Source organism: Sphingomonas faeni (assembly GCF_024273235.1).
GTDB classification, from domain to species: Bacteria; Pseudomonadota; Alphaproteobacteria; order Sphingomonadales; family Sphingomonadaceae; genus Sphingomonas; species Sphingomonas faeni_A.
This window is the reverse complement of sequence record NZ_JANBVH010000073.1, coordinates 1-3,933: the sequence shown is the minus strand read 5'-3', so window position 1 is coordinate 3,933 and position 3,933 is coordinate 1. Positions and strand designations below refer to the sequence as shown.

The 3,933-nt window shown below is 67.8% G+C and carries 3 protein-coding genes; all 3 read left to right on the top strand.

The annotated features are described in order from the left end of the window. Positions 1–455 precede the first annotated feature (455 nt). Positions 456–1,148, top strand: coding sequence for a winged helix-turn-helix domain-containing protein (locus NLI89_RS21385; RefSeq protein ID WP_187504653.1), 693 nt, complete (start codon positions 456–458; stop codon positions 1,146–1,148). A 6-nt stretch (positions 1,149–1,154) separates the two neighbouring features. Continuing rightward, positions 1,155–2,504 carry a sensor histidine kinase gene (locus tag NLI89_RS21380; RefSeq protein ID WP_254688761.1) on the top strand — a complete coding sequence of 450 codons (1,350 nt, stop codon included), beginning with the start codon at positions 1,155–1,157 and terminating at the stop codon, positions 2,502–2,504. Between the two features lie 172 nt (positions 2,505–2,676). Continuing rightward, on the top strand, positions 2,677–3,933 hold a 1,257-nt coding region (locus tag NLI89_RS21375), incomplete at its 3' end, for an MFS transporter (RefSeq protein ID WP_254688760.1).

Here is a 3,933-nt window from a genome sequence, read left to right as displayed (position 1 = left end):
TCTTATGCCTCTCAGTTCCTCCATCTTCCGTCATCCCGGCGAACGCCGGGACCCACGGATACGGCGGACCAGGCGATAGCGTACAACCACCACCAACTCCCCAACCATGGGTCCCGGCGTTCGCCGGGATGACAGGATGGGGGGCATTTTTTCGGGTAGCCCTAGCACTCGCTTCATCGTCGCGGGCTAATACCGCACCCGTCTGCGCCTCCGACGACATCGCAAACCAACCGCCAACATGACGAAATTGTCACCTCTCGGTCATCGCCCTGACCCCCGCCCGATCCTAGAAGCAACCCGTGGTCCGCAACGGCTGCATGAGTTTCCAGAGATCGGTGCCCGTCACTCCCGGGGGTACCGTGGGGGCCGGCGGGAAGATTTCTTTCCGCCGGCCTTTCCGTTTATGAGGGCAGGAGATAGTGACCCAATTCGGTGGCAGGGAAGGTGATAGCGCGTTGAGCCGCAAGATTCTGATCGTCGAGGACGACGCCTCGACATCCGCCTATCTTGCCAAGGGCTTGGCCGAGGCCGGCCATGCCATCGAGGTCTGCGCCGATGGCCGTGACGGCCTGTTCCTCGCCAGCGAAGGTATCTTCGACCTCATCATCGCCGACCGCATGCTTCCGGGGCTCGACGGCCTTTCGATGGTCAGCGCGATTCGCGCCGCCGGCATCGCGACGCCCGTCCTGATCCTGTCCGCGCTCGCTGCCGTCGACGACCGCGTCGATGGCCTGAAGGCCGGCGCCGACGATTATCTGTGCAAGCCCTTCTCGTTCGCCGAGCTTTCCGCACGGATCGAGGCCATGCTCCGCCGCTCCGACCGCGCCGCGACCGAACCGCAAAAGACGAAGCTCTCCGTCGGCGATCTCGAAATCGACCTGCTCGCCCGCGCCGTGTCGCGCGCCGGCCGATCGATCCCGCTCGGCGCGCGCGAGTTCAACCTGCTCGAATTCCTCGCTCGCCACGCGGGTCAGGTGGTCACGCGGACGATGATGCTCGAGAAGATCTGGAACTATCATTTCGATCCGGGCTCGAACGTGGTCGACGTCCATATCGGTCGCCTCCGCCGCAAGCTCGAGGACGGCTTCCCCACGCCGATCCTGCACACGGTGCGCGGGGCAGGATACCGGCTCGCCGTCGAAGGCTGATCCGGGGTGGCGATCCGCCTTTCGGTCACCGCGCGGATCGCACTGCTTTCGATCGCGCTGGCGCTGGTGTCAAATCTCGCGCTGGTCGGCTTCGTCTGGAAGACCACCAGCGCCGACGCGATCGACGCGATCCGGCGCGAAACCACCGAGCAATCCGAGGCGCTGCGCGCGGTATGGCGCAGCGGCGGATTGATCGCGGTTCGGCAGGCGATCGACAGCGCAGTCGTTCCCGGCGACGTCTCGCTGGTGCTGGCCGTGATCGACCCCAAGGGCCGCGCGGTCGTCGGCATCTCGCCCGCGCGTCTCGCCGTCCCCCTCCGCGTCACGCAGTTCCGGATCGCGCGACTTGGCTCCGACGAACTCTGGTCCGCGCGAGAGACCGGCTACGCGCTCCACCCGCTGGGCGATTACTGGCTGCTCACCGGCCGCAACCTCGACCTGATCGCGGCCGAGGAACGCGCCATCGAGCGGGCGCTGGCGGTGGCCGTCTTCCTGTCGCTGGCGCTCGGCGTGATCGGTGGGCTGGTCCTCACGCGCTATGTCAGTCGTCGGCTCGACGGCATCGCCAAGGCGATCGAGGCGGCAGGCGAGGGTGACCTCTCGCGGCGGGTCGACATGATCGCTGGCGGTGGAGACGCGTTCGATCGCCTCGCCGCACGGCTCAACGTCATGCTTGGCAAGCTCGAGGGTGTGATGGCCGAATTGCGGATCGTCACCGACAGCCTCGCACACGATCTCCGCTCGCCTTTGGCTCGCCTGCGCACCAAGACCGAGCAGGCCGTGCTGATCGCCGATCCCGATGCGCGCGAGGCTGCCTTGGGCGGGCTGCTGGTCGAAACCGACCTCGTCATGCGGATGCTGACGATGGTGATCGAGATCAGCCGCTCGGGCTCGGTATCGCGCGATCGGTTCATCGAGGTGTCGCCCGCGAACCTGCTCGAGGAGATCGGCGAGCTCTACGCGCCCGTCGCCGAGGATGCGGGGCTGATCTTCACGATCGCGATCGACGACCGGCCGCCGCCGATGAAGCTCCACCGCGAACTGATCAGTCAGGCGATCACCAATTTGATCGACAACGCGCTCCGCCACGGTGCCGGGGGCGGCGAGGTCACGCTGCGAATCGTCCACCGCACCGACGGCGTGGCGATTCAGGTCGAGGACCGCGGCCCGGGCATCGCCGCCGCCGACCGCGCGCAAGCCCTGAAACGCTTCGGCCGCCTCGACAGCGCGCGATCCACCCCCGGTGCGGGCCTCGGCATGGCGCTGATCGAAGCCGTCGCGCGGCTGCACGACGGCCATTTCGAACTCGCCGACAACGTGCCGGGGCTTGTCGCCCGCATAGTCCTCCCCCTCTGATCCTCCCCCGCAAGGGGGAGGTGGCGCGAAGCGTCGGAGGGGGAGGACACGGAACAGAGGTTACCCTTTCCTCCCCCTCCGTCTGGCAAGGGCCAGCCACCTCCCCCTGGCGGGGGAGGATCATTTGGGGCAATCGGTTGACCCGGGCGGCGACCGCGGCGATGCCGTGACCATGACGACGCTCGCCTCCAACCGCCGCATCCTCGCCGCCAGCCTGGTCGGCACCGCGGTGGAATTCTACGACTTCTACATCTACGCGACCGCCGCGGCGCTCGTGTTCGGCCCGCTGTTCTTTTCGGGGCAATCCGATTCGGCGCAGTTGCTGCTCAGCTACGCGACGTTCGGGCTCGCCTTCGTCGCGCGGCCGGTCGGGGCAATCGTGTTCGGACATTTCGGCGACCGGGTCGGGCGCAAGTCCACGCTCGTCGCCTCGCTGCTGCTGATGGGCGGGTCGACCGTCGGGATCGCGTTTCTGCCGACCTATGCGCAGGTCGGCTGGATCGCGCCCGCGCTGTTGTGTCTGATGCGGCTGGGGCAGGGGCTAGGCCTTGGCGGGGAATGGGGCGGGGCGGCGTTGCTCGCGGTCGAGAACGCGCCGCCGCACCGCAAGAACACCTGGGGCATGTTTCCGCCGCTCGGCGCACCGGTCGGGTTCCTCGCGGCCAACGGGTTGTTCCTGCTGATCGGCCTGGTGCTCGACGAGGCGCAGTTCCTGGCCTGGGGCTGGCGGATCCCGTTCCTGCTGAGCGCGATCCTCGTCGGGCTCGGCCTGTGGGTGCGTCTGAAACTGACCGAGACGCCCGCCTTCCTCGAAGCCGAGGCGACCGAGGCCCTGCCCAAGGTGCCGATCGCGACTTTGCTCACGCAGCACCTCCGCGCGACGCTCGCGGGCACGTTTGGCGTCATCGCATGCTTCGCGCTGTTCTACCTCGCGACGGCGTTTGCGCTCGGCTACGGCACCAAGACGCTCGGCTATTCGCGCGAGGCGTTCCTTGGCGTCGAACTGGTCGCGATCTGGTTTCTCGCAGGCGGCGTGATCGTCGCGAGCGTGCTGGCGGACCGGCATTCGGCGGCACGGATGCTGGCGATCGGGTTCGCCGGGTGCATCGGCGTCGGCGCGTTGATGGGGCCGATGCTGGGTTCCGGATCGCTGTTCACGGTGTGGTTGTGGCTGTCGGGCGCGCTGTTCGTGATGGGGTTTGCGTACGGACCGCTTGGCGGGTGGTTGCCGAGCCTGTTCCCCGCGGGGGTGCGCTACACCGGCGTGTCGATGACGTTCAATCTTGGCGGCGTGCTCGGTGGTGCGCTCGCGCCGATCGTGGCCGAGGCGCTCGCGCCGCGCGGGTTGTGGCTGGTCGGCGGGTATCTGATGGCGGCGGGGGTGCTGAGCCTTGGCGGGCTGCTGATCCTAGGCCGCACGTCCGCCAAA